The sequence below is a fragment of the Paenibacillus dokdonensis genome, assembly GCF_004916975.1.
In the GTDB taxonomy this organism is placed as follows: domain Bacteria; phylum Bacillota; class Bacilli; order Paenibacillales; family Paenibacillaceae; genus Paenibacillus_AQ; species Paenibacillus_AQ dokdonensis.
This window is the reverse complement of the sequence record NZ_STGQ01000001.1, coordinates 1,260,418-1,285,306: the sequence shown is the minus strand read 5'-3', so window position 1 is coordinate 1,285,306 and position 24,889 is coordinate 1,260,418. Positions and strand designations below refer to the sequence as shown.

Below are 24,889 nucleotides of genomic sequence, written 5' to 3'. Positions count from 1 at the left end.
CCAAGGGTCATTTTTCGTTTTCACAGTCCTCGCAAGTGCGGGGATAGCCTGGTTCCTCCATATCATCGATATAGCAGCCGCATACTTCGCACAGAAGTCCATTCAATATCATTTCTGCAACCTCACCCAATCGCCAGTACCTCCTCCTGCTCATGTTCAGCGACTTCCTGCCATTCCACGATTACTGGGCAGTTCTCAATGCTGATGATGACTTTTTCGTTTTCATCAATCACCCAAAATTCAGAAAAGTCAGCGTCACCTACTTGCTTGATTTCGATAACTTCCCGACCATTAATCTCGGTTCCAACTTCGTAGACATGATTCGGAACGCTGATCACAGTCAACTTTTGAATTACTTGCATGGCTTGACCTCCTTTCAAAATAGTTCAAGGTGGGCAAGGATTTGCACCCTGCATAGAAATATGCTGCTGTTAGCCGGCACTGTATAAACAGGACATGGGTTAATATTTTCAGCAGTTTATCGGCTGGATAGGTGTTGAGGTGTTAACCCGGCTTCTCTTGTACCTATCTCATCCCCACAGCCGTTCCTTTACCCGAATTATGCGTCTACCTATTCCGCCACCACCTTGAGTGGTTAGAGCACCACCGCGAGAGTTGCCATTTTTCCAACCAATCAACCCACCACACCGAATTATCGAATGAAGCAGGCGGTTGCGTGGCTAATGGCGAACCAGACTTTGGTCTTATTCCTTTTGTAGAGGGAGTCAACAAAGTCTAAAAATGTAACCCTCGCGCTAGTGCTCTGGGATGCGTTAGCCGCATCTTCCGACGCCGTACGGGAGAAAGGTTACGTTTACCGTCCGACGCCGGAAGACAGGGCCAAGGCCTTGTCTTGTTTCTATTCAATTCCTGCAGAAGATGCCATCTCTTGAATAACTGCCCTGCTGATCAACTTGCCTTTGAACAAAATCAGATCATCTTCCTGTCCTGTAAAAATGCATCCAGGAGCATATTTTTTGAGAACTATCTTGTCACCGTCCGAGTAAATTTCAAGAGGTGTGTGCTCGGCAATGTCCAATGTGGATCTCAGTTCTTTAGGGAGAACGATCCGTCCCAGTGAGTCGACGTGTCTTACAATTCCAGTGGCTTTCATATATGATCAATCTCCTTTTTATAAATTGAAGCGAATGTGTAGTGCTTGTATAACAAGTTTCGAATTCTGGGAATCCAGATGGTCCATATCCGAAAGGTTTACCTTGTTGCGCTCATTGAACAGATGGAGAGCCAGGTCAAGCATGAACTTTTCAGACTCAGACCAAGGCTTAGAAACCTCCCGCAGCTTACGAATGTGAACGATTCTTTTGTTCAGATCAATATATTTAGTGGTCAGGCAAGTGTTAAGCTTCCAGTTATTTTGGAATAGAAACAATAAGCTTTTCCAATGACGATCCATTATGCTGTCCCCTCCTTGCGTTTCCGGCGTTCATCGGCTAAAATGGACGACAAGAGACTCTTAAGACGTGTTCTCAGCGAGAGCGCCCGGCCTGCACGCCGTGCGTTTTTTTGTGCTTTCAGATCTGTTTTATGAAGACGGACCATCATTTCTAGGAACTTGATATTCTTGTCCAGGTCTTCTGGATTACAGATCGTTGGAGTACGCTTAATCAGTTTCAAATTGTGTTTGGCGTTCCTAGCTACAACACTCACTTGTTCCTCAATCCCCATTTTCATTTCCAACTTATTTCGCCTCATTTCATATATTTTTTTGATCTAAGATAAGCCCGATGTTCTTTCCATACATCAGTCCAAGAAAAGCGGTATTCATTACAGAGAATCGCCACGTAATGTGTCAATGCTGTTATTGCTTCGACACATTCCATCATAGTGCGCTTGATTTGCTGCAAATCAGTCTCCGCTAACTGCTCCTTTGTCTTGGTTATTGGGGCTAGCATAAGAGCATCCATTGCCTCATGTATTTCCTCAATCGTTTTCAAATGAACGCTTGACTTGTGAAGATCAACATTGTTCAGCCAAGGAACGAATGCACCATGGGTAACTTCCCCAGCGGCCGCTATGTAAAGCTGTCCATCATCGTAATACTCAGTTGTGGATGCCATCACCTCTTTGGATGGTTTTCTTGTACCCTTAACAATTTTCCCAATCAGTGAAGCATCCACATGAGCAGCAGCTCCTGCTTTATTCCGTGTATCCCCTGTACGTTTGAGCACCTCTTCAAGCGCGGGGCCAAATTGTCCAACTGCCATAACTAATTTCATCTCCTTTGTCCGTTATAAGGGATGAAGACGGACAAGGAGCTGCTGTAATATTGAGTTGTGAGCAAAACCTTCCCCTTATCGTCATCCCCTTTGCCGCTGGTAGCCGGTACAGCTCCGGCGGCTTTCTTCTATCCTTTTCAATTCCAATTTCGAATCTTTCAGAATCACTCGAGTCACCGTTGCTGACACGCATGCTGCTCGCGAAGACTCGCGTTTCCAGCGAAAGCACATATTATGCTCCTTCCTGAAGCTCATCTTCCTCTGACTTTTTTTCTGGGTTAGGAGCTTCATGTAAAATTCTCAAAGCCTTGACCATCTTTTCCATATCAGGCTCATATTCAGCTTGATAAGTTATTCCTGGAGGATTCTCCACAAGCAGCACCTCGCTCCATTAGAATTTAATAAGTACATAACGACTACGGCTTGGTTCGTGCTCGCGGAAGTCTAGAACCCATCCTTCTTGAAGTAGTTTGTTTGCCTCTTCAGGATCCCGGGTTTCCTTCACTGCCTTGATTTCTTGTAACGATTGTTCCAAGTTAGATCACCTCCTTCAAAGAATCATCTCAATCGCATCATCCAAACTGATCTGAAGCGCCTTACATAACCGAAGCAACGTTATCCCATGAGGGTTATATGAGCCCTCTGACTCGAAGCGCTGAACAGTATCAACAGATATGTTCGCTGATTTTGCAATCTGCTTCTGGCTGAGGTTCAGTTCCTGCCTGCGTTGGTGTACATATTGAGAGAGGAGCATTAGATCACATCCCGAGTAGTAAGACTCTTATTTCCCTGTGTTACCATTTCGGCAACTCCTTCGACAAAAAAAAGCTCCTCTATTGGCACCTTGAATTCATCTGCAACCTTTGCCAGAGCTTCCGCCGTGAACTTGCCGCGCCCTATCTCCAGATAATAATAACCATTAGGGCTCTCGTAGCCTAATAATTTCCCCATATATTCCAAAGACAATCCCGCTTTCTTACGGAGTTCCTTAATCTTTTTGAGATTTACTTTCTTCATGAACATCACCTCCGTTTATTACCGTTTCGGTAACTCTTAATGTGATTATATATTGCCAAATCGGTAATGTCAACTATTTTATTACCTTTTTGGCAAGTTGATTTTATTACCATATTGGTAATGGTATTATGAGTTTATATTTTATTGTAAGGAGAACGTCATAATGCAGAGTTTAGGGGAACGAATTAAACATTTAAGGGAAAAAAGGAATATAACGCAAAAAGATCTTGCCGTTAAAACAGGATTAACTGTTGTGCAACTTTCGCGTTATGAAACAAATGACAGAAAACCGGATCCTGACTCCCTCAAAATGCTTGCAGACGTTCTAGAAACGACGGGAGACTATTTATTGGGGAGAACAAACGATCCATCTACTCCTCATGAAATTGATCCAAATGATCTCGCTGAATTTGAAGAGTTCATAAATAACCCTTATCACAATGTTTTCTTTAAAGATTTTCTTGAAGCTCCAGAAGAACGTAAAAAGGAACTGTTGCAGTTTTGGAGATTTATTAAAGAAGCAGAAAAAGACCGGAAACCCGGTGATCGGCAAGGTGAATAATGATTAGTAGAAGAATTAACTGGGGCTGGCTAGGTCCAATGATCGTATTGATTCTCTTTTTATTATTTCTAAATCGAAATTCAATAACTGAATGGTTTTACCGCTCTTCAGATGATTTGGCACCTAATCCAGTTACTGGGGAAAGTCGTTCAAACAACTCTGAGGGTCTTGAAGAGACAAGCAACCAGCAAAAAATATCCGATATAGTTTTTTCGGATAAATTTTTTTCAATATCCTATCCTTCCAATTGGATTGTAGATACAAAAGAACAATCTGATTTAGAAACAAAGATTAAGATAATCGATCATGAACATTTAGGTCAGAGCATTTCTGTTCAAGTTGTTTTAAAACCATTGAATGTTCATACACCCAAAGAATATGTGGAAGTTTACAATAAATCAGTTGGAAACAACGATGATTACAGTAAATTCAAAATATTGTCGTATGTTGAAAATAAAAAGGACTTAATTAATACACCTATTTCGAAATTTGGAATTCAAACAACAAGTTATTTTGATGAATCACTGAAAACAACCATTACATCAAGCCAACTTATTGAATCAGTAGGGCAAAGATTTTTTTTGTTAACATATGCTTCAGCTAACGCCGATGAAGCCTCAACAATAAATAAAATTATTGATCTTATCTCTACAATACACCTTAAGAATGATTTATTTACGGCACAGGCTCCTTCGCCTCAAGAAATACTGACAACTTATATTAATAAGACTTTTGGTGATAAAAATGATTTTAATGGCGATTTAAGCATTAAATCACTGGATTATAACGAAAAGACTAAGAATGTTATTGTAAAAATATACGGAAAAGATAACTTAACCAATAATTTAATTAAGAAATCAATGTGGGTAAATATCACTGAAACCTTAGAATTGATAGACAAAAGCGACCAATTCAATAACATTCAGTTTATTATGATCTTTCCGGTAACAGATATTTACGGAAACAAAACCTACGATCCAGTAATGAAAATTTCACTTTCGAAAAACACAAGAAGCAAAGTGAACTACAATGATTTTATTTCCAGTAATATTCCTAAAATAGCTGATTCATATTGGGAGAGCCCATCATTTGAAAACTGAAACAAGCCAGCAATGGCTTTTCTTTTCACCACATAACAGAACATATGTTTCTACACTAGGAGGTAATCACCATGAAAATCAAACATTATCAATTTACTGCACTGGAAACGTGGATTGAAGAACTGTATATCAAGCATCAGATTGATTCAGTAGAACTCTTAAACATTGACGATATGGCCCGTCGATTTAATGTATGGATCTATTACAAGCCAATCAAAAGCAAGGGGCTAGAGGTTCACTCAAACATGTACACCATGATTATCGACAGTAGACTCTCCCCTACTCTGCAATGGTTGGCATTTCTTCATGAGCTCTGCCATCTCTTGCGTCATGTTGGTAACCAAACAAAGCTACCTGAGCTTTTTACAAAAGGACAAGAAGACGAAGCAGAGCAATTCGTCCTATACGCTGCCATGCCAATATTAATGATTTCAAAATTACATATGCCTCCCCAAAAGGATAAGGCAATCGAATATCTCTCCAGAACATTTGCTATCCCAAGAAGAATGGCCGAGCTACGTCTAAATCAAATCCATCGTAGAGAATTTCAAGGTGCCATCGATTCTGTTTTGGCTGAACAGAATAATGCTAGCGTTAGCGGATTTGCTTCGAAGGAGGAACCCTCTATTCAAAATATCAAATTGTTTTCTTATTATGACTCAAGCGCTGATGTGTCAGGTCCATCTCAAATCGTAATTGAGGTTGATTCAGCAACAATGAATTCTTCAGGGGAATTTTACTTTTCTGAAGATAGCCACTTCGATGAACTGGAGATTGAGGATTTTTACGGATATAAATGCACGCAGTTATCTGTCAGGGACCTGAAATATAAAGATGACAAGATCGGACTGAACTTTCCAACTCTGAGCCTATTATATGGACGGACTTCTAAACGTTTTGTGCTGCAGATGAAGGATGTTGAGCAATTTCTGGAGCTTGAAAGAGGATTTTAGGAGGGATCAAATCAATGTTCAATTTTGCTGAAAATCAATCCAAAGATGTTGTCGTATATCCTCGTGTATCTTCTGATGATCAACAAGAACGCGAAACTATTCAAAGCCAGATCGAATTCGCAAATAAATACTGTGAGCTCCATGGATTAAATATAATCGATTGGTACAAAGATGACGGAGTTACTGGTACGATCCCTCTACATGAACGCCCAGAAGGTAATCGACTTTTAGAGGATGCGAAAGCAGGCAAATTCAAAACCGTACTGATTTATAACATGAAACGCCTTGGTCGAAAGGCGCGGGTTACGCTCGATGCTATTTACCAGCTTGAAGAATATGGCGTAACCATTAAATCGATGACGGAACCTTTCGACACCAGTACTCCAATGGGCAGATTTGTTATTACGCTGCTAGCAGGACAAGCTGAATTTGACCGTGACACGTTGCTTGAGACCTTCTGGCACGGAGCCAATCGTGTTGCTCGACTTGGTCAATGGCTTGGTGGAATAGTGCCTTTTGGATACGTGGTTATCGATAAATTCCTACAAATCAATCATGACCCTCTCCCTGGTAAAGAAGAATTATCTGAAGCTGGCGTGGTTCAGTTAATGTATCATTTAGTCGGTGATGAGGAATGGTCCACCATCAAAGTTGCCGATTACTTTAATTCTCTTAAAATTCCACCGTCGTATGTTAAGGACGGTCGTAAAATTAAGAAAGGTAAACGTAAAGAAAATACAGCTGGCGTATGGACCCCTGGCAGGATCGGTTCCATGATAAAGAGCACGACATATAAAGGGTTGCATATATACGGTAAAAGATCAAAAAAGGAGCGAGAGCTTATAGAAAGAGAAGTGCCGGCGATTGTCTCTGAAGAGTTATGGGATAAAGCACAGATCGCGCTTCGAAACAACCAAATTGAAGCGTTCAGAAACCAGACCAGAGACTACCTGTTGCGTGGACTTATTAAATGCGGATGTTGTGGTTTGACCTATCACGGTACATCTTATACCGGCGCTGGCCGTAAACCGACTGCATATTACACATGCGGTGGAAAAACAGCTTACAAGGGACCTCTACAGGGCAAGTGCCAATCCAAGAATATACCTGCTAAATGGATAGAAGATATGGTTTGGGAAGAATGTGTTCAATTTATCCAACATCCTGGTGATGCGCTTGAACAAATGAATGCCGGGATGGAAATCAGAAAATCAAAAATTGGAGATTATCTATCGGAGAAAGAGATCGTACAGAAAAGCATCACCGACAAACAAGATGAGCGTCAGGGCATCCTTTCTCTTTACCGTCAAAAGATGATCACTGCATTTGATGTTGAAAAGCAGCTGCAGGAGATCATGACAGAAACAGCAGCACTTGAGAGTAGGTTGCGCGAAATTGATGTTTTAATACATGCCGAAGATGATCTTAGTAAGGATTTCACATCTGCTGAAGAATTACTCATAAACCTCCGAAGTAAATTAGGAAATGATCCTTCTTTCGAAATACGGCGTGGGATCATCAAAACGCTTGTTCAGGAAATTGTGATCACTACGATTCCCTCTCCATCTGGAGGAAGGCCTAAAGCATCAGTCAATGTTCGATATTCCTTTAAGCGTGCCAAAGGTAATAACCGCACGGTTGTCCGTGCGGATATCTGGGAAGCGATCATCCGGGTCATCACTGTACCTGCAGTCCTGCACGGATAGGACAGTACCGTTCCAAAATCTCTGGTCCGCTGCTGGACCGGATAGATCTTCAGGTCGACGTTCCCCGGCCTAAGGAATGGACGAGGGAGAAATTCAGCCTTTCTTCCGCAGACATGCGCGCACAGGTGCTTGAAACTCATGCAAGACAACTGGGGCGTTATACTAAACTTCCTCATATTGGCTGGAACAGTGAGCTGACGGGCAGCGCACTCCGGCGTTTTGCCAAGCTGGACTCAGGCACCTCCGACATGCTCCATCAGACTATCGAAGCGTTGGGACTCAGTATGAGGGCCTATGATCGCATCTTAAAGCTTGCACGCACCATTGCAGATCTGGACGGACATGAAGAGATCAAATCTATCCATGTCGCTGAGGCGATTCAGTACCGGAATCTGGACCGGCCGCAGGTAGAGATCTTCACCTAATGTTGATTTATATCCTAACAAACAAGATGAGGGCTCATGGAGTCCTCATCTTGTGATCTGCAGTATTCGTAACAGACAATCCATCCATTTCATGTCGTAGTAAATAGATTAGATGCTTGTTAAATTTCTCAGGTTCTTCAAAATTCGGACAATGCGCCGATTCCTCGAACCACTCCCATGTCTTAAGAGGTGCCTTTAGATTATTGAAAAATGCCTCCGCCAATTCAAACGGCGTATTGTAATCATGCCTGCCCATGCATAGAAATACCGGAATCTGCAGATGGGTGACTTTCTCAAGGTTGATATTGCATACTTCCGCCCACATATGTTTAATGGAAAATCGAGATCCCTTTATAAACCGGATCATATCCATAAGGTTTGTATTCCGATGAACGGATCATCCGGGGCACAATGACTTTTTCCATAGGCTGCCGATACATGACACCCTTGAAGCGTCCAAGCCATTTGCGCTGAGTGGCAAGCTTTCGGTAATCATAGAAGAAATCCTCTTCAAGCGCCAGGAGCTCCCGCTTTGCTTTCGCATGACCGGCCTCTTTTGCTTCACGGAGTGTATATTCGTATGACAACCGCTCACCTTTCACCATATGAACGACCTGACCAATTCCAATATAAGCATGATATAACTCCGGATAGCGCTCAGCCAGTTTAATGCCTAAAATGCTGCCCCAAGAATGGCCCACGATAAAAATTTTATTCTGGCGGAATTTGTCCTGAAGGTATTCCGTTACCTCGCGTGCATCAGCAATAAACTGATCTACGTTCATCGTATCTGTGCTTATATTCTTGCGGTATGACAGACCTGCTCCCCGCTGATCCCAGTTTACGACCACAAAGTGCTGCTCCAGTTCCCGCTGGAAATAAGGAGCAAAGCCTATCTGCGCAGAACCGGGCCCGCCATGCAGCCACAGCATTACAGGCAATCTGACGCTTTTCCCCCTCATTAAGAGCCACTGCTCCGTACCGCCGATTTCAATCTTTTCAAGACATGAAACTGATCGGGAGCTGCTGCTAATTTTAGGTGTCTTTCTGAAAAAAAACATATTTCTATTCCCCTCTATAGACAATTGATAAATCATTGCCGGGAATCATGGGGACTGTTATGGCGGGCTCCCGCTCTGCAAAAAACACTATGTATATAAAATCCATACCATACACAAAAGACTTCCTGTTACTGCTTGGGAAGTCTTTTCTCAACCGGTCTGTCCATCTAATCATACTATTCTTGTTACTGATGCTTCAGAATCCCGTCACTAAAAAGCCGCTTCGATATGCTGAAGGTTCGCCGTATTCAGACCCCCATCCAGTTCAATCGCCACGACATCAAAACGAAGCTCCCTTTCCTCCTCCTGCCTATAATGAAGGTAGGCCAAGGCCGTGCTCCGTACCTGTCTGACTTTACGATAATCGACGGATTCCGCAGCGGTTCCGTAGCGGGTACCGACACTCCGGCTCCGAACCTCTACGATAACCAATATACGTCCAAACTCAGCGACAATATCGAGTTCACCGCTGCGACAGCGCCAATTACGTTCTTTTATGGTATAACCCCGGGAAGCCAGATAGTCGCAGGCAGCTTGTTCTGCCACCGCACCTTTCTGGCGGCGGTTATCCTTTTCCCTGTTCATCCGTTCTACCATTCATTCTCCCTTTCCCGTACCGACCGGTCCGCACGGTAAATATAGCTTAGCACCTCCGCTACGAGCTGGTAGAGCTCAGGTGGAATCTGCTGATCCAGATCAAGCTTCGACAACACCTCTACCAGGGCGGCGTCTTCCTGGACAGGAACTCCATGCTCCTTTGCCTTTTCAAGTATCGACTCGGCAATTTTGCCCCGGCCTTTGGCAGCCACTACGGGCGCTTCGGCTTCACCCGGCGCATATTTGAGAGCAACAGCCTTTTTCATCGATAACGATGGTTCCTTTGTTGTATCACTCATACCTTGAAATCCACCCCTTTATAGCTCCGGGGTACATAATCATTAACCGAAGCAGCCCCTGCTGGACCTTGCCTCGAATCCGCCGCTTTCTCAGGTATGGGCTCTGCCTTCAATGTCAGCAGCTGGTAACCAAGTGATTCCATCGCTCCGGATATTTCCTCCCTGTGGTTCATCAACAGTTCTCCGGCCCAATCATGATCGTTATGCACCTTTAAGCTGACAATCCGGTCCACAACCTGTACATCCACCAGCGTTTGGCCCAGATGCTTCATCTGCAAATCAAACCACAGGCGGCAGTTGGAAGCATCCAGTTCACCTTTGGGACCACGGCGGGATTGGATCTGGACAGAGGCGGTTTCCTGACCATCCGGACCGTTCAGCGGCAGGAATAAAGTGACCTGGGCAAACGGTGCGGTCCGGTCCGTATTGAGCAGCAGCTGCTGGCCCGTCAGATGGGAAATCAACTGCTGTGCCGCGTCCTTCAGCGCTTGCGGTGCTTCATCATGGTTCACAAGCTGCAGCAAAATACCTTTAAGCGTGTCCTGCGGACTCGTGTGATGCTGTTCATGCTCCATGCGCATCCCGAAAGTTTCTGCAGCCGGAGGCGAGGCGGCTGCCGCCTGTACACCGGCAGCATGCAATCCGCGCGCCGGCAGATCATGCCCGGCCGCGAATTCCACGGCTGGTGGCTGCGGGCCTGAGCCGCCCGCAGACGAAGGCGCGGCCATCCGCGCAGCGGCTGCGGCGGCTGAGGCGGCTTCAGCCATGCCGCCGCCGCTCAAGGATGCGGGCCCCGGCTCCGCCTGGCCCGCTGCCTGCGGCACTGCACCCTGGCCGATGGCCGGTGCAGCCGCTGCTAGCCGCGCGTTCCCCGCCGCGGCTTCAGGCACTTGCGCGGGCGGCATGCCGGCCCCGCGCACCCCCTGCTGCTCGTGCTCCGCACCGAGCAGCTTCAGGATCCGCCCCACCCACGGCTCCGCGGCGTGGGTCTGGGGCGGATTTGGCTCTGGCGCTGCCGGGCTGCCAGAGCCTGCCTGCGCCGCCGATCCCTGCGGCGGCGTCACTGCGGCCGGCGATGCTTCGGAGCCGGCCGTTGCAGCATTGCCCTGCTGCGAAGCCAGGGCAGGCGCGCTTGCAAGCGGCGCGGTGCGAAGCTGCTGCAGCACCTGCTGCAGCTTCGCCATCAGCGGCTGCAGCCCGCCTGCATCGTCAGCCGCCATTGCAGATTTTGCAGCTGCAGCGCTCCCTGCTTCGGCTGCAGCTCCCTTAATAGCAGCCTCCAGCTGTTTGCCCGCTTTTGCCTGAGCCGAAGCTCCAGCTTGAGCAGCACCGTTCAGCACTGAACGGTTCATTGGGGCTGCTTCGCCCGCTCCTCCGCTTTCTCCTGCAGGTTTAGTCGGTATGGGCATCATCTGAGCTGTTTCCAGATGCTCATCGAGCACAGCCAACAGCTCATGAATCGGTGCGCCAAAAACAGCCTGCTGAAGTCCGCGTATACTCTCCGCCGTTACCGGCAATCCACGCTGCAAGGCGATTGCAGCGGACTGAATCCATTGCTCAGCCGGAACCGATGCCGGCTTTTGCAGCATCATACGACTGAACAGCTCCGCATTTTCCTTCGTAAGAGGTACCCCGCTGGATTGCATCACCTGAACCAATGTCCGGCTTTCATCCGTATCCGCCAGCCCTAATGAGCTCAACACATCCGCCAATGACTGGGTTGGCAGGGCTAGATACGGCGATTCTGCAAGCGGTTTGAGCACCATCATCCCGTTCTCTGCAGGCGGCTGTACTTGCAGCAGCGTGGCTTGACCGGCCTGCATAGGTGTCTCCAGCGCCGCCCTTACCTTGACGCCCTGGATCTGTACCACAGCCTCCTGACCATCCTCCGAGACGCTGAGCACCACACCTCTAACCACCTGGCCGGTCTTCATATCCAGCTGCTTCGCGTCACCCGCTTTCGTTTCACCCAGCAGGCCACGAATCAACGAACCGATATTCACGTCTCTTCCTCCTTCAATCGAAGCGAACCCTTTTCTCTATTTATCGGCACCAGCATCCTGCCAGTGAATAAATATGATCAGAACAAGGTTTGCTGGACGACCTCCAGATTTTTCAGAAAACTTCTGCGGTGCATCGGGGTAGGCCCCATCGCGGTGATCTGCTCACGATGCAGTTTGGTTGCATATCCTTTATGTATCGCAATTCCGTATTCGGGATATTTGGCTTCCCATTCACCCTTGCAAAGCCTGTCCCGCGTTACTTTGGCAATAATGGACGCAGCGGCGATGGACTGGCTGGTCGCATCTCCTTTAATAATAGCCAGCTGCGGCAGCTCCACATCCACCTTCTCCGCGTCTACCAGAAGATAATCTGCAGCTTCCGGCAGCCCCAATACCGCCTTTTTCATCGCCAGCCTTGCCGCTTGCTTAATATTGATCCTATCAATCGTCTCCGCATCGGCATAGCCGACAGAAATGGCAACGGCCTGCTCCATGATGAGATCATACAGTGCTTCACGCTTCTTTTCACTCAGCTTTTTAGAATCATCGACACCCTCAAGCACCAAGCCAACCGGTAGAATGACCGCGGCGGCTACCACATCTCCGAATAAGCATCCACGTCCTACTTCATCTACGCCTGCTATATATTGATAGGTCTGTGCCCAGCATTCCTTCTCGTACATCAACAAGTCTGTCATGTTGTTCCCCCTTGCTCTCCCCGGACCTCATATTCCCCTGTCCGTATAGCTTCTGCTCTGAACATTATACTTGATCCGGGGCTTCACTGCATGGCTTTTCCAGTAGTTTCTGCTATTCGGCATCAATACTCGAAGTATTTCTATTGGACGAAGGCGGCTCAGGTTTAGTAACCGGATCTTGCCCTGCTCCGGGTTTCCCTGTATTTTGCTTTTTACCCGTAGGAACCGCGTTATTTTTCATTAAAGTAATCAATGCTACCGGATCATTAGCCGCACCGCCGGCATTCACACGGTAACCGTTTAGGCCGCCGGGTCTGTTTATACCTGAGAGTACGGTGAAGGAAACGGGTGTATCCAGCTCCTTGCATACCCGTAGCAAAGCCGGAGAAAATGCGCCATACGGGAATGCGATGACATTCATGGTGTTTCCAAGCTTTTCTCTGAGAATCGCGTTGGCCTGCTCCAAGTCACTCCGCACGCGTGCGAGGTATTCTCCGCTCGTTTCTTTCCGCCCCAGATTTTTCACGTAAACCGGCCCCTTCAGCACAGCCTTGGAGCGGTTCCCCGCTGCGTCCAGAGGAGCGTAAACATGGGAATCAAAAGAATGGCTGTAAAAGTCCACCCCGTTCTCATGCATGGTTTGTATCTGTTCCCAGCTCAGTTTAGGAATCCCGATATGCTTGGGATTATCGATCGTATTTACAATCAGAAAACTTGTGGCCGGTACATGATATTTGAGCAGCAGCGGATAAACATATTCATAAAAGGACTCATACCCATCATCAAACGTCATCAGTACCGCATTTGGAGGCACGGGCTTGGCATGCCGGACAAAATCGACATATTGGTTCATCGTAATCCATTGAAAACCATTGTCTTTCATCAGGTTTAGCTGCTGCTCAAACTTACCTGTATTCAGGCTTTGCTTGTTCTTCTGGCCTGGAGTCACCTCGTGGTACATCAGTGTAAGAACCTTGTTGCGATAATAAATCCGGCCCGGCTTTTCATTTTGAAAGGAAGTATCCTGAAGAGATTTGGTTTTGCCAGGCATCGCTGATCCAGTCTGCAATCCACTAACGCCCGGATCTCCACCCGTTTTCTCATTTTTCGGGGGTTGAATAGTTGTATTTTCACGACTTACCGGCTGAATAGGAGCCCCTATTTTCATTTCGATCGGCTGCTTGGAAGAATACACTGTGGGTGCCGATCCCATGATCAACATTTCACTTACAACTGCCGTCAATAATAAACCAGCGCCCGTCGCCATCAGCCATTTCCGCTTCAAACTCTTCTCCCCTTATTCTATAAATCTGAATCTGCCAAGCGGTATAGAATGATTTCAAATAATGAACAATCATTTCAAAAGGTGGACCGTTACAATTAAAAATGATTCTAGTTCATTCCATTCGAGATTACCATATCTTAATATCGTTTACATCCATTTCCTTCTACATGTTACAGAATATGCTTCAAACAACAAAAAAGCCGCCTTTCGGCGGCTTTCTTATAACTCTTTTATTCACTTTATTTCATTCGCCAATTAATAAGGGGACTCCATGGAGAAACGGCCCATCTTACCGGCACGAAGCTCTCGCAGCAGTGTACGGGAAGCTTTTTCAAGATCAACCCTTCCTCCACTGATCAAACAGCCCCGTTTACGGCCAACCGCTTCCATGATCGCTACGATTTCATCGCTATCATCCGGATTATGCGGAGTGCTGTCTTCCAGCTCAAACCGGTCCCGGAATGAGTCCCAATAGTAGCTGATCAGATATTTCACCGCGAAAAAAGCAATATCCTCCACATTAAGGATCTCTTCCTTAATTGCTCCCGTCACCGCCAACTTGTAGCCCACATTCTGGTCTTCAAATTTCGGCCAGAGTATACCCGGTGTATCCAAGAGCTCGATCTCGCCGCCTACCCTGATCCATTGCTGGCCTTTGGTAACACCCGGACGGTCGCCTGTTGCGGCGATGCTGCGTCCGGCCAAGCGGTTGATCAGCGTGGATTTGCCGACATTCGGAATACCGACAATCAGTGCCCGAATGGCTCTCGGATTCATACCTTTGGCAATTTGCCGGTCTATCTTTTCTTTCAGGAGCAGTTTCAGCTGACCCGGAATATCCTTTACTCCGGTTCCTGTGGATGCGTCTACAGGAAAAGCCGTATGGCCCTGCTCCTTAAAATAATCCTGCCACTGCTTAGTGACCGCGGGATCCGCAAGATCCGCTTTATTCATAATGATGAGCCGCGGCTTGCCCTGCAATATTTCGTCAATCATCGGATTGCGGCTGGACAGCGGAAGACGGGCATCGATCAGCTCGATGACCACGTCAATCAGCTTCAGCTTTTCCTGTATTTGGCGGCGCGCTCTTGTCATATGACCAGGAAACCATTGAATCGTCACCGTCATCACCTCATTTTTGCCTACAACCAGCCGCTGCATCGGTGGATTGTTTAATGTTTAATTAAATGTACATCCTTGACCGGCCAGAAAATCAAATCTGCACGCCCTACGATGTCGCCAAGCGGCACGTATCCAATCATACGGCTGTCCGTACTGTCTGAACGGTTATCACCCATGACAAATATATGGCCTTCAGGCACTTTACCATCAGGAAATGCGCTGTTCGGGAAGTCTTTGTCGTTATACAGTTGACCTGCTTTATGACTCGTATCCATAGCGCCCTGTATGTAGGTTTCATTGACTGGTTTGCCGTTCACCAATACGGTATCGCCTTCCACCTTCACCGTATCGCCTGCAACGGCGATAACCCGTTTGATGAAGTCTTTTCCTTCAGAAGGAACATGGAATACAATGACTTCCCCGCGGTGCGGAGCCCGGATATCATACAGAATTTCATTGACGATGAGCCGCTCTCCGGTATGGAAATTAGGTTGCATCGAAGGTCCGTCCACAATAAACGGTTTAAAGAGAAGCCAGCGGATGAGAGCCACCAGAATTAGAGCAATCACAATCGCTTTAAGCCATTCCACAACTTCATTTTTCGCTTTTTTGGGTGGTTTACGATCCTGCTCCCCAAGTTCCACCCCATCATTCTGAATGTCCTGCTGCATACTTCACCGTCCTCACCTTGAAAACATTTGAATGCGTCCCACGCATTTTCATTTTTTGCCGAAAAGAAAAGCTCCTATACGGAGCCGTAACATTTCTTATCCTAAAACGAAAAGGGCTTGAAATCAAGCCCTCTGTCGTTGTCCGTTTATTAACGGCGAATTTCTTTAATTCTCGCTGCTTTACCGCGTAGTTCACGAAGATAATAAAGCTTCGCACGACGCACTTTACCACGGCGAGCCACTTCGATTTTCTCGATTTTAGGCGAGTTGATCGGGAAAGTTCTTTCCACACCAACACCGTAAGAAATTTTACGAACTGTAAAAGTCTCACTGATTCCGCCACCGCGACGTTTAATTACAACACCCTCGAACAACTGAATACGTTCGCGAGATCCCTCGATTACCTTAACGTGCACTTTTAAAGTGTCGCCAGGACGAAAACTCGGGATATCTTTACGAAGCTGTTCTTGAGTGATCGCTTGTAGGATATTCATCTAGGACTCCCTCCTTCCGTACAGGTGTTCTTGCCTCTTCCGGAAAACCAGCTGTTCTCCTTCATCATCCGCAGCGGACCACCGTATTCCACACAACAGCGTTAATTGTAACACACCCGTATTATAGTTTGCAACAACAAACTGGATGAGCCTATAGATACAGAAACAAGGCCGTTGAATAGGCAGGTCAATTTAACAAGCCATCTATTGCATCTTGATTCTCCTCTCTATATGAAGCTTTGTTTATCTATCCAAACCTGCCGGGATTTTGCAGACAGGCCTAGATACACAGCTTTAAAAAAAATCCCAAAAAAACCCTTGCAATTTATACGAATATGAATAAAATAAATTTATCGTTAAAATTATTTTAACGTTAACAAATGTTGAATGGAGTTGTCCCCAATGAGTGAAACGGTTCTGGTTCAACCGCAACCGCGGCAAGGTATTCGTGCGCTAAGCGCACACAGGTCTTATCTGATTATGATGGCAGCGAAAATCATATCGCGCTTTGGAGATTCGATCGATTCGATCGCCTACAGCTGGATGGTTTATGTGCTGACAGGCTCTGAAGTACTCATGGGGACCCTTTTTTCCCTCAACTTCATCCCCGGAATTGCGTTTAGTCTGTTTACGGGCGTATTGGTAGACCGCTGGTCCAAGAAAAAGATCGTGATTCTTGCGAACACAGGCCGGGGTATCATGGTATTGCTGACAGCGCTGCTTTATTTTTTAGGTTATCTGCAGCCATGGCATTTGTTCTTCTTCACTTTTATCAATTCCTCCTTTGAATGCTTCTCCACACCCGCAGAAATGTCACTCGTGCCGCGTATTCTCCCTAAGGAGCTGCTGCTTAGCGGTAATTCGTTAACTTCTTCAGCTGCCCGTACCGCCGAACTCGCCGGACTGGCAGCAGCAGGAGGACTGATCGCTCTGATTGGAGTATCCGGGGCCATGATCACTGATGCTCTCACCTTTTTGGTTGCAGCGCTTCTCTTTTTCCGGGTCCGTCCTAGATTTGAAGAAGAACCCTCTGAAGTCCCTCATCATGTAAAAACAGAAAAGCCTAAAAAAACCTATTGGTCCGAATTTAAATCCGGTCTGCTATTTGTTAAAGGACAAAAAATGATCCTTCTGACCATGCTCGCCGCTGCCTTCGTCAATTTCTGTCTCACACCTTACAATGTACTGGAGCCCGTGTATGTCAAAGAAATCCTGCATGCCGGCCCATTTGGGCTAAGCCTGCTTGGGATCAGTCTGGTTGTAGGCATGATCCTCAGCAGTTTATGGGTCAGCCAGCAAGGGGCTAAATACAAAAAGAGTACACTGATTGTTTTTGGATACCTATTGCTAGGAGTAAGCTATGGGCTTCTCTATGTTCCATCGTTGGTCACCTTGTATCCACTATATACAGCAACGCTATTCTGCTTCGGCATGGGTCTCGCCATCTCTTTTGTCAATACACCGGTCTCTACTTACATGATGGAAGTAACGCCGCATGAAATGCTTGGGCGTGTTGGTGCATTATCCAGCATGATCAGCACCAGTGCCATGCCGCTCGGCGGATTGATTGCCGGCTTTGCCGGTGCATGGTTCAGCGTGGATGTTCTATTTCTTGTCTTTGGTATTTTAATGATCATTCCGGGTCTAATACTCCTGACACAAAAAAGCTTTATGAGCGTGTGATATTTTGTTCTAAAAATAAACATTCTTTGTGCTTTATCAGTTCGAGCTTTATAATAAGCTTATTGAAAATGCAAGAAATGATGAGGTGCGTTTGTATTGGAGACGAAGGAACTGAGCACGATAGAAGAAATACGGATATATTCTGATCCCTACCGGATGAAAATATTAAATCATTTCCAGCGGATGGACCACCCGGCTACGATTAAAGAAATTGCCGATGACATGGGTGAAGTTCCCGCAAAAGTTTATTACCATGCCAAGAAGCTTGAAAGTATAGGCCTGATAACTTTGGTACACACGAAGGAAATCAACGGCATTAACGCCAAATATTATGAGTCATTTAAAGGTGCAGTACGGATCAAGCGCGATGATGGCGCGGACGAAGCTGCGAAGAAAATATTTTTGTCGGAAACGCAAAAGCTGCTTTCCGATCTATATGATGAGAACAAAAAGAATTTTATAAAAGCTCAAAGCAGCGAGAAGCCTTTCGGCAACCTGACCCATTCCGAAGTCTATTTGACGGAGGAGGAAGCCAAAAGTTTTTTTGAACGGATGAATCATTTTTTGAATGAGAATCAAAAGCGCAAAAGTCCCGATCAGTTAAAATACGATATTTTCACAACCATTGCCAAAACGTTAGATAATTAAACCAGCACAACCCAAAAGAATCCCCGGGCTATTCACCCAGGGATTTTTTTCTGCGTTACATTATTTTGATCCTGCTGCTTCCACTGCAGATTTTTCATCTGCTTTGTCCACATAGATGGAATACTGCATCCTTCTTGTGTGCGAGAATCCACGGCCGCCGTCCCAGTTTACAATACGCGACCGGTGGGGAATGCCACTTTGCTGCAGCCGGTTTTTGATTCTCGCGTAATCATCCTGCTGAAAAGAAGTGAAGATGAGCGTTCTCTCTCTGGGGACAAAAAATCTCCAAATTGATTTTAGAAATCCCATTACTCTTCCTCCTTTAGCAATAAAACGACTATTATAATGTCTTCTTGGCGAGATCATACCCTTTCCAGACCGAAAAGCCAAGCTTAGCATAGAAATCAACAATCTCAGTCCAGTCGATCACCAAATGCTTCATGCCGCGATTAGTCAGCTCCGCCACTCCATCCTTAACGATGGCAAGACCATAACCCTTTCCGCGGAAACGATCGTCCACGCCAAGCGGTCCGATTCCTCCAAGAGGACTGTCAAAAAGAGGCGCCCAATATGTGTTTTGAGCAATCAGAGGGGACTCAGCATCATTCACTCTGCAAAAACCGATCATTTCATCGCCTGCAAATAGACCAATGAACTCCCGGCCTTGTCCACCACGTTCCCAGTAGCACTGCGCCTCATAATACCAGCGTCCAGGAAAGCAGCGTTTGAAAAAGCGGAGCATCTCTTCCTTGTCCTTTTGTTCCAGCAGCCGTGAATATGCACCTTCCACGTATTCCTGCCGCTGCCCGTTTTCTTTGCTGGTTTGATTTACAAGGTCAAACACTTCATACAATACTTCATAGCCCTTGCGCTCAAACCAGGCCTTTGCGTCAGGCAGAGATTTCGGTATCCCAGGAATATAATGCCATGGGTCTCTTCCGATGTAAGCCAGCTCTGCCCCTGCATCACGGAGGGCTCTCTCTGCCTGCTCCAGCAAGCTGCTTCCGATTCCTTGTCCTCTGGCATCGCTCCGTACCAGGATAGCCTGAATCCAGCCACCGCCGTCGCCTAAGCGCATTTCACGCTGCTGCTCCTGCCATTTTTTCGCGATAACGAATCCTATAAGCTCACCATCTTCGCTGACCGCAAGCTTGGAACCTCCCAAGTAAACGTTCTCATCCTGAAATGTATTTTGCCGCATGAGCTGTTCACGCATAGGGAAATGATCTCCGAGCTCCTTATTCCAAAGCTCACACATTGGTTCAAGCCATTTCTCATCCAATGGAATAATGTTCACGATTAGTCCCTCCAGGAATTAGAATAAATATTTCAAAATAGTATTAATAAAATAAAATTTTATTTCATATATCAAAATTATATTTTAAATATGAGGCGGCATCAACCTTTTAAGAGAAATAAACAAAAAACAAACTGCAGGCAGCAAAGGAGTCCCCTTGCAAGCCGGCAGTTTGTTTGCCGTCGATATTATACTCTTTTGAGGAAATCTACGATGGTCAAAAGACCCTGGTCGAAGTTCTCCAGATTGAAATGCTCGTTAGGCGCATGGAGGTTCTCATCCGGGAGACCAAAGCCCATGCAGACGACAGGAGCTTCAAGCACGCGTGAGAACGTCTCTACAATCGGAATCGATCCGCCGTCGCGGGTGAATACGGGACGTGTTCCATACACCTGCTCATAGGCATCAGCAGCCTTTTGGAGAATCGGTGTGGAAGGATCAATGGTAAACGGATTACCTTTTTCCATTTGCACTACAGTCACCTTTGCACCCGTTGGCACATGGCTGTTGATATGCTTCTCAATTTTGTCGAGAATGTCCTGCGGGTCCTGATGTCCAACCAGACGGCAGGTAATTTTGGCATGTGCTTCCTTCGGAATGACGGTTTTGCTGCCCTCACCCTGGAAGCCGCCATAGACGCCGTTAAGCTCGAGTGTAGGACGGGCACCGGTTCTTTCCACAAAGGTGAAGCCTTCCTCGCCAAACAGCTCGTCCAAACCCAGATCCTTCTTCAGCTTGTTCTCATCGGTGGACTGCTTTTTGAATTCTTCCCGGTCTTCCGGTGTCAATTCAAGCACACCTTTATAAAAGCCTTCAACGCTTACCCGGCCATTTTCATCATGCAGGGAATTCAGCAGGCTGATTAGGGCATGCAAAGCATTGGGCACGCCGCCTCCGTAGCTTCCCGAGTGCAGGTCGGTGTTAGCCGTGTGCAGGGCAACTTCCAGAGAGCAAAGACCACGGAGACCCGTGCAAATTGCCGGTCTTCCTTTTTCAAGCAGCGAGGTATCGGAGATGAGTACTACATCCGCTTGCAGCATGTCTTGGTTGGCTTCAAGGAAACTCGGCAGGTTCGGGCTCGATACTTCTTCTTCACCTTCGATGCAGAACTTGATGTTGACAGGAAGTTCCTTTTCCTGCGAAAGAATGGCCTCCACTGCTTTGATATGTAGGAATAGCTGACCCTTGTCGTCTGTTGCTCCTCTGGCAAACAGCTTTCCCTCGCGGATAGCCGGCTCAAATGGTGGCGTTTCCCACAAATTCAGCGGATCTACCGGCTGTACATCGTAGTGTCCATATACAAGGACGGTCGGTTTGCCTTCAGCATGCTGATAGTCGGCATACACAATCGGATGTCCTTTGGTTTCGTGAATTTTGACATTTTCAAGTCCAGCGCGGGTCATTGTATCGGCAAGCCAATCTGCCGCTTTTTTGACATCCGGTTTGTGCTCGGAAAGAGCCGATATGCTTGGAATGGATAACCACTCCTTCAGTTCATTCAAATGCTTGTCTCTATTGTCCTGAAAATAACCTTTGTAATCCATGGGTATCCTCCTTAAATGATAATATCAAAAATACAGCGGGAAAGCTCCGTTTAACTGCGGCTTTCCTGCTGTTCCTGCTGCAAACGCTTGATGACCTTACGGTCCTGATCACTAAGTATCATTTTGTCCAGCAGATCAGGACGGCGCTGCAGCGTACGCTTCAATGCCTGCTCGCGGCGCCAAATCTCAATGTTGGCATGATGGCCGCTCAGCAGGATATCCGGCACTTTCCAACCCCTGAATTCTGCGGGCCGGGTATAATGCGGATATTCGAGGAGCCCCGTGCTGAACGAATCCGTTAAGGCAGAAGTTTCATTTCCTAAAACGCCCGGCAGCAGCCGCACGACGGAATCAATGACAACCATCGCCGGCAATTCACCGCCTGTGAGCACATAATCGCCGATCGACAGCTCATCCGTGACCAGATGCTCGCGGATCCGTTCATCATAGCCCTCATAATGACCGCAGATGAAGATGAGATGCTCTTCCGCAGAAAGCTCTTCTGCCTTCTGTTGGGTAAAGGTCTCTCCTTGAGGGCACATGAGAATGATCCGGGGGGCAGCGGAGGTTTGGGACAGCAGATCCTCGACAGCGGAAAAAATCGGATCAGGCTTTAACACCATGCCGCCACCACCGCCGTATGGAGTATCATCCACCGTACTATGCTTGTTCCCCGAATAATCCCGGAAGTTAACCGCATTCAGGCTTACAATGTCCTTTTCCTGCGCCTTCCCCAGAATGCTTGAGCGAAACACGCCATCCATCATTTCCGGAAAAAGAGTCAGCACATCCACCTTCATCATGCTACAGCAGTCCTTCCATAATATGAACGAGCACTTTCTGCTCTTTCACGTTAACATCCAGCACGACGTCATCAATGACGGGAATAAGGATGCTTTTGCCGCTAGTCGGCTGCACCACCCAAACATCATTTGCTCCAGGTATTAGAATTTCGGTAATGACACCAAGCTCTTTACCTTCATCCGTAACAACCTTGCAGCCAATAATTTGGTGGAAATAGTACTCGTTTTCAGGCAGCTCCACTACATCTTCCTGGGTAACCTTCAGCATGCTTCCCTTGAATTTCTCAACTTCATTAATATTATCGTACCCTTCCAGCTTGACGATGTACATGTTCTTATGAAATCTGGAAGATTGAACGATTACGGGCAGTGGTGCCTTTCCATCAGCGGTCACTAACAGAAGTTCATTCTGCTCTGCGAAGCGAACCTCCGGAAAGTCCGTATGGGGCAGCACCTTAATCTCCCCTTTGATTCCATGTGTGTTGACAATTTTGCCTACATTCATAAGTATTTGCGGCATATCTTCCTCCTGGCATTCGTTGCTATATCCAAACCTTCAGGTTCGGAAAAGAAAACGCTCCACCCGCTTCCCAGGGGCGGCATGCGTTTTCCTCTGAATATATAAGACCGGGCATACTTGTATCCCTTTCTTAATATATCAAAAAAGGGCTAGGAAATGCATCCTAACCCCCTCCGTATACCTTTAAGATATAATATCCACGGTTACGCGTTTATCCATTTTGACTGCTGCTGAAGTGACAACCGTGCGAAGCGCTTTGGCGATCCGGCCCTGTTTGCCGATAACCTTACCCACATCATCAGGATGCACGGTCAGTTCATATACAACCAGGTGGTCTTTCTCCACCTTCTTCACGGTGACATCTTCGGGATGATCCACTAAAGCCTTAGCAATAACTCCAACTAATTCTTCCATAGATAACCCTCACAATCAGTCATTATTTCTGTTGCTTAAGCTCATGGAACTTCTTCATTACGCCCGCTTTGCTAAGCAAGTTGCGAACGGTGTCGGATGCTTGTGCACCATTTTGGAGCCATGCAAGAGCTTTATCTTCATCGATTTTAACTTCAGCCGGTTGTTGAACCGGGTTGTAGTAACCGATTTCTTCGATAAAACGGCCGTCACGCGGGGAACGGGAATCCGATACCACGATGCGGTAGAAAGGAGCCTTATGAGCACCTATGCGTTTCAGACGAATACGTACTGCCACGAAATTCACCTCCTTCAACAAAATAAATAAAATCATGTATTCTCAGGCATTAACGGAACGGGAATTTCATTCCGCCTTTGCCAGCTAATCCTTTTAGCTGTTTTAAGGCTTTACCTTTAGGTCCTTTTGGACCCATCATATCCGAGAACTGCTTCATCATCCGGCGCATTTCATCGAATTGCTTGATCAGGCGGTTAACCTCGGCCAGCGAAGTACCGCTGCCTGTTGCAATCCGCTTGCGGCGGTTATGGTTGATGATGTCCGGACTCTGCTTTTCTGCCTTGGTCATCGAGTGAACAATGGCTTCAATACGTCCCATTTGCTTCTCGTCGACCTTCAGGTCCTTCGCTTGCTTAAGCTTGCCCATACCGGGGATCATATCCATAATCTGATCGATTGGGCCAAGCTTTTTAACCTGCTCCATCTGCTCCAGGAAATCGTCGAACGTAAATTCGGCGTTGCGCATTTTGCGCTCCATTTCCTTCGCTTTCTCGGTATCGATGTTAGACTGTGCCTTTTCGATCAGGGACAGCATATCGCCCATTCCGAGAATCCGTGAAGCCATCCGTTCTGGATGGAAAGGCTCCAGGGCATCAATCTTCTCACCCAGCGCGGCGAATTTGATCGGGCAGCCTGTTACAGCCTTAACGGATAAAGCAGCACCGCCACGTGTATCGCCATCCAGCTTGGTAAGCACAACACCTGTAAGTTCAAGCTGTTTGTTAAACGTATCCGCCACGTTGACGGCATCCTGGCCTGTCATTGCATCAACAACGAGCAGCACTTCATCCGGTTTAACCTCACTGTGGATCTGACGCAGCTCTTCCATCAGCTCTTCATCGACATGAAGTCGGCCGGCAGTATCCACAATCAGATAATCATGGCCGTTGTCTCTTGCATGCTGCAAGCTTTGCTTGGCAATTTCAACCGGGCTTGTCTTGTCACCCAGCGAGAATACAGGCACGTTGATCTGTTCACCCAGCACCTGAAGCTGCTTGATGGCTGCCGGACGGTAAATATCGCCTGCGACGAGCAGCGGACGATGGTTCTGCTTTTGCAGCATCTTCGCCAGCTTACCGGATGTCGTGGTCTTACCTGCACCCTGCAGGCCGACCATCATAATCACGGTTGGCGGCTTGTTCGCCTTTGCCAGCTTCGCCTGGCTTCCACCCATGAGCTCGGTGAGCTCCTTGTTGACAATGTCAATGATCACCATGCCAGGCGTGAAGCTCTCCATCACATCCGTACCGATGGCTTTCTCCTTCACCTTGGCAACGAAATCCTTGACGACTTTAAAGTTGACGTCGGCTTCCAGGAGAGCAAGACGCACCTCGCGCATTGCCTCGTTTACATCATCTTCGGATACCTTACCCTTGCCGCGCAGCTTGCTGAACACATTCTGCAGCCTGCTAGTCAATCCTTCAAATGCCATGGACCGCCACCTCCTTCATTTGC

34 protein-coding genes are annotated in these 24,889 nt (G+C 46.9%); 7 read left to right on the top strand and 27 right to left on the bottom strand.

Features of this window, described 5'->3' with window-relative positions:
* Positions 1-7: 7 nt before the first annotated feature.
* From E6W40_RS30250 to E6W40_RS05860, 10 genes are all read right to left on the bottom strand, one after another.
* Entirely contained in the window at positions 8-130 is a 123-nt protein-coding gene (locus E6W40_RS30250; protein WP_281281436.1) for a hypothetical protein, read from the bottom strand.
* Positions 123-362: a hypothetical protein gene (locus E6W40_RS05890; protein ID WP_136604629.1), complete on the bottom strand. Its 240-nt coding sequence runs from the start codon at positions 360-362 to the stop codon at positions 123-125. Before E6W40_RS05890 ends, E6W40_RS30250 begins: the two co-directional genes overlap by 8 nt.
* 497 nt (positions 363-859) lie before the next feature.
* Positions 860-1,114, bottom strand: a complete 255-nt coding sequence (locus E6W40_RS05885; protein WP_136604628.1) for an AbrB/MazE/SpoVT family DNA-binding domain-containing protein — start codon at positions 1,112-1,114, stop codon at positions 860-862.
* Between the two features lie 18 nt (positions 1,115-1,132).
* Entirely contained in the window at positions 1,133-1,414 is a 282-nt protein-coding gene (locus tag E6W40_RS05880) for a hypothetical protein (protein ID WP_136604627.1), read from the bottom strand.
* Positions 1,414-1,698, bottom strand: coding sequence for a hypothetical protein (locus tag E6W40_RS05875; protein WP_168928837.1), 285 nt, complete (start codon positions 1,696-1,698; stop codon positions 1,414-1,416). The genes E6W40_RS05880 and E6W40_RS05875 overlap by 1 nt, the downstream gene beginning before the upstream one ends.
* An 11-nt stretch (positions 1,699-1,709) precedes the next feature.
* The gene (locus E6W40_RS05870; protein ID WP_246072889.1) at positions 1,710-2,237 is read right to left on the bottom strand and encodes an XRE family transcriptional regulator; all 528 of its coding nucleotides are present in this window, start codon (positions 2,235-2,237) and stop codon (positions 1,710-1,712) included.
* Between the two features lie 232 nt (positions 2,238-2,469).
* Entirely contained in the window at positions 2,470-2,610 is a 141-nt protein-coding gene (locus E6W40_RS29380; RefSeq protein WP_168928836.1) for a hypothetical protein, read from the bottom strand.
* A gap of 18 nt (positions 2,611-2,628) precedes the next feature.
* A complete protein-coding gene (locus E6W40_RS29375; RefSeq protein WP_168928835.1) occupies positions 2,629-2,772 on the bottom strand; it encodes a hypothetical protein in 144 nt (47 codons plus the stop codon).
* 15 nt (positions 2,773-2,787) lie between these two features.
* Positions 2,788-2,991, bottom strand: a complete 204-nt coding sequence (locus E6W40_RS30430) for a helix-turn-helix domain-containing protein (protein ID WP_136604625.1) — start codon at positions 2,989-2,991, stop codon at positions 2,788-2,790.
* Complete coding sequence (locus E6W40_RS05860) at positions 2,991-3,254, bottom strand: helix-turn-helix transcriptional regulator (protein ID WP_136604624.1); 264 nt, start codon at positions 3,252-3,254, stop codon at positions 2,991-2,993. Before E6W40_RS05860 ends, E6W40_RS30430 begins: the two co-directional genes overlap by 1 nt.
* 163 nt (positions 3,255-3,417) lie before the next feature.
* Between E6W40_RS05860 and E6W40_RS05855 the strand changes: the two genes are divergently transcribed.
* The 5 genes from E6W40_RS05855 to E6W40_RS30425 all read left to right on the top strand — a co-directional run bounded on the left by E6W40_RS05855 (position 3,418) and on the right by E6W40_RS30425 (position 8,000).
* A complete protein-coding gene (locus tag E6W40_RS05855) occupies positions 3,418-3,816 on the top strand; it encodes a helix-turn-helix domain-containing protein (protein WP_136604623.1) in 399 nt (132 codons plus the stop codon).
* A complete protein-coding gene (locus tag E6W40_RS05850; RefSeq protein ID WP_136604622.1) occupies positions 3,816-4,916 on the top strand; it encodes a hypothetical protein in 1,101 nt (366 codons plus the stop codon). Before E6W40_RS05855 ends, E6W40_RS05850 begins: the two co-directional genes overlap by 1 nt.
* A 71-nt stretch (positions 4,917-4,987) precedes the next feature.
* Positions 4,988-5,869 (top strand): ImmA/IrrE family metallo-endopeptidase, encoded by an 882-nt coding sequence (locus E6W40_RS05845; RefSeq protein WP_136604621.1) that lies wholly within the window; start codon positions 4,988-4,990, stop codon positions 5,867-5,869.
* Positions 5,870-5,883: 14 nt separating this feature from the next.
* The gene (locus tag E6W40_RS05840; RefSeq protein ID WP_136604620.1) at positions 5,884-7,575 is read left to right on the top strand and encodes a recombinase family protein; all 1,692 of its coding nucleotides are present in this window, start codon (positions 5,884-5,886) and stop codon (positions 7,573-7,575) included.
* A gap of 113 nt (positions 7,576-7,688) precedes the next feature.
* Entirely contained in the window at positions 7,689-8,000 is a 312-nt protein-coding gene (locus E6W40_RS30425; protein ID WP_425464910.1) for a magnesium chelatase subunit ChlI family protein, read from the top strand.
* 329 nt (positions 8,001-8,329) lie between these two features.
* Here E6W40_RS30425 and E6W40_RS05825 read toward each other — a convergent pair whose 3' ends face one another.
* The 9 genes from E6W40_RS05825 to rplS all read right to left on the bottom strand — a co-directional run bounded on the left by E6W40_RS05825 (position 8,330) and on the right by rplS (position 16,230).
* A complete protein-coding gene (locus tag E6W40_RS05825; protein ID WP_168928834.1) occupies positions 8,330-9,061 on the bottom strand; it encodes an alpha/beta fold hydrolase in 732 nt (243 codons plus the stop codon).
* Between the two features lie 210 nt (positions 9,062-9,271).
* Entirely contained in the window at positions 9,272-9,658 is a 387-nt protein-coding gene (locus E6W40_RS05820) for a YraN family protein (RefSeq protein WP_136604616.1), read from the bottom strand.
* Positions 9,652-9,957 carry an EscU/YscU/HrcU family type III secretion system export apparatus switch protein gene (locus E6W40_RS05815; protein ID WP_136604615.1) on the bottom strand — a complete coding sequence of 102 codons (306 nt, stop codon included), beginning with the start codon at positions 9,955-9,957 and terminating at the stop codon, positions 9,652-9,654. The genes E6W40_RS05820 and E6W40_RS05815 overlap by 7 nt, the downstream gene beginning before the upstream one ends.
* Positions 9,954-11,960 (bottom strand): hypothetical protein, encoded by a 2,007-nt coding sequence (locus E6W40_RS05810; RefSeq protein ID WP_136604614.1) that lies wholly within the window; start codon positions 11,958-11,960, stop codon positions 9,954-9,956. The genes E6W40_RS05815 and E6W40_RS05810 overlap by 4 nt, the downstream gene beginning before the upstream one ends.
* A gap of 77 nt (positions 11,961-12,037) precedes the next feature.
* Positions 12,038-12,658: a ribonuclease HII gene (locus E6W40_RS05805; protein ID WP_136604613.1), complete on the bottom strand. Its 621-nt coding sequence runs from the start codon at positions 12,656-12,658 to the stop codon at positions 12,038-12,040.
* A gap of 112 nt (positions 12,659-12,770) precedes the next feature.
* Positions 12,771-13,943 carry a polysaccharide deacetylase family protein gene (locus E6W40_RS05800; RefSeq protein ID WP_136604612.1) on the bottom strand — a complete coding sequence of 391 codons (1,173 nt, stop codon included), beginning with the start codon at positions 13,941-13,943 and terminating at the stop codon, positions 12,771-12,773.
* A 255-nt stretch (positions 13,944-14,198) separates the two neighbouring features.
* The gene (ylqF, locus tag E6W40_RS05795) at positions 14,199-15,065 is read right to left on the bottom strand and encodes a ribosome biogenesis GTPase YlqF (RefSeq protein WP_136606852.1); all 867 of its coding nucleotides are present in this window, start codon (positions 15,063-15,065) and stop codon (positions 14,199-14,201) included.
* 50 nt (positions 15,066-15,115) lie between these two features.
* Complete coding sequence (lepB, locus tag E6W40_RS05790) at positions 15,116-15,736, bottom strand: signal peptidase I (protein ID WP_136604611.1); 621 nt, start codon at positions 15,734-15,736, stop codon at positions 15,116-15,118.
* Between the two features lie 149 nt (positions 15,737-15,885).
* On the bottom strand, positions 15,886-16,230 hold the full coding sequence (gene rplS / locus E6W40_RS05785) for a 50S ribosomal protein L19 (RefSeq protein WP_127599436.1): 345 nt from the start codon (positions 16,228-16,230) through the stop codon (positions 15,886-15,888).
* A 402-nt stretch (positions 16,231-16,632) separates the two neighbouring features.
* Here rplS and E6W40_RS05780 point away from each other — a divergent pair, with 402 nt between their 5' ends.
* Together E6W40_RS05780 and E6W40_RS05775 are read left to right on the top strand one after the other, a co-directional pair.
* Complete coding sequence (locus E6W40_RS05780; protein ID WP_136604610.1) at positions 16,633-17,913, top strand: MFS transporter; 1,281 nt, start codon at positions 16,633-16,635, stop codon at positions 17,911-17,913.
* A gap of 96 nt (positions 17,914-18,009) precedes the next feature.
* Positions 18,010-18,561: a winged helix-turn-helix domain-containing protein gene (locus E6W40_RS05775; RefSeq protein WP_246072888.1), complete on the top strand. Its 552-nt coding sequence runs from the start codon at positions 18,010-18,012 to the stop codon at positions 18,559-18,561.
* Positions 18,562-18,621: 60 nt separating this feature from the next.
* Here E6W40_RS05775 and E6W40_RS05770 read toward each other — a convergent pair whose 3' ends face one another.
* The 8 genes from E6W40_RS05770 to ffh all read right to left on the bottom strand — a co-directional run bounded on the left by E6W40_RS05770 (position 18,622) and on the right by ffh (position 24,866).
* Positions 18,622-18,870, bottom strand: coding sequence for a hypothetical protein (locus tag E6W40_RS05770; RefSeq protein WP_136604609.1), 249 nt, complete (start codon positions 18,868-18,870; stop codon positions 18,622-18,624).
* 31 nt (positions 18,871-18,901) lie between these two features.
* Positions 18,902-19,858 carry a GNAT family N-acetyltransferase gene (locus tag E6W40_RS05765; protein WP_136604608.1) on the bottom strand — a complete coding sequence of 319 codons (957 nt, stop codon included), beginning with the start codon at positions 19,856-19,858 and terminating at the stop codon, positions 18,902-18,904.
* A 188-nt stretch (positions 19,859-20,046) separates the two neighbouring features.
* Entirely contained in the window at positions 20,047-21,402 is a 1,356-nt protein-coding gene (locus E6W40_RS05760; protein ID WP_211146971.1) for a dipeptidase, read from the bottom strand.
* A 50-nt stretch (positions 21,403-21,452) separates the two neighbouring features.
* Positions 21,453-22,202 carry a tRNA (guanosine(37)-N1)-methyltransferase TrmD gene (gene trmD, locus E6W40_RS05755; RefSeq protein ID WP_136606850.1) on the bottom strand — a complete coding sequence of 250 codons (750 nt, stop codon included), beginning with the start codon at positions 22,200-22,202 and terminating at the stop codon, positions 21,453-21,455.
* Positions 22,203-22,206: 4 nt separating this feature from the next.
* Positions 22,207-22,725, bottom strand: a complete 519-nt coding sequence (rimM, locus tag E6W40_RS05750; RefSeq protein WP_136604606.1) for a ribosome maturation factor RimM — start codon at positions 22,723-22,725, stop codon at positions 22,207-22,209.
* 183 nt (positions 22,726-22,908) lie between these two features.
* Complete coding sequence (locus E6W40_RS05745) at positions 22,909-23,139, bottom strand: KH domain-containing protein (protein ID WP_136604605.1); 231 nt, start codon at positions 23,137-23,139, stop codon at positions 22,909-22,911.
* Between the two features lie 22 nt (positions 23,140-23,161).
* Positions 23,162-23,434, bottom strand: a complete 273-nt coding sequence (gene rpsP / locus E6W40_RS05740) for a 30S ribosomal protein S16 (RefSeq protein WP_136604604.1) — start codon at positions 23,432-23,434, stop codon at positions 23,162-23,164.
* Between the two features lie 49 nt (positions 23,435-23,483).
* Entirely contained in the window at positions 23,484-24,866 is a 1,383-nt protein-coding gene (gene ffh / locus E6W40_RS05735) for a signal recognition particle protein (RefSeq protein WP_136604603.1), read from the bottom strand.
* Positions 24,867-24,889 lie beyond the last annotated feature (23 nt).